This window comes from Tsukamurella conjunctivitidis (assembly GCF_007858475.1).
Taxonomy (GTDB): domain Bacteria; phylum Actinomycetota; class Actinomycetes; order Mycobacteriales; family Mycobacteriaceae; genus Tsukamurella; species Tsukamurella conjunctivitidis.
Map to the genome: position 1 here is coordinate 1 of NZ_VIGX01000304.1, position 521 is coordinate 521.

1 protein-coding gene is annotated in these 521 nt (G+C 67.2%); it reads left to right on the top strand.

Translation table 11 applies throughout. The annotated features are described in order from the left end of the window. On the top strand, window positions 1–521 hold a 521-nt coding region (locus FK530_RS25495; protein ID WP_193560382.1), incomplete at both ends, for an acyl-CoA thioesterase.

Sequence of the window (521 nt, forward strand, 5' to 3'; positions counted from 1 at the left end):
GGACGACCGGGAGATCCTGGCCATGGTGAGTTCCTTCCAGGCGCCCGAGGAGGGACTGGAGTTCGAGATCGAGGCGCCCGAGGTCCCCGGTCCGGAGAAGCTGCGCTCGGCGTTGGAGATCTTCCGGGCCATGGACCACCCGGTGGGTCGCTTCCTGGGCAAGACCACCGCCTTCGATGTCCGCCACGTCCAGCACAATCTCTACACCAGCGCCGACCGGACGCCCTCCAACCGTCAGCAGCTGTGGATGGCGCCGCGCAGCCCACTCCCTGAGGGCACCTCGCAACCCGTCCACCGTGCCCTGCTCGCCTACGTCATCGACCAGGTGATGTTCGAACCGGCCATGCGTGCGACCGGACTGTCCTGGATGACTCCGGGCATGTCGGCAGCCTCACTGGACCACGCGATGTGGTTCCACCGCGACGTGGACATGGACCAGTGGCTCCTCTTCGACGGGACCTGCAGTGCGGTGAGCAACGGCAGGGTCCTCACCACCGCACGCGTCTTCACCCGCGAGGGTG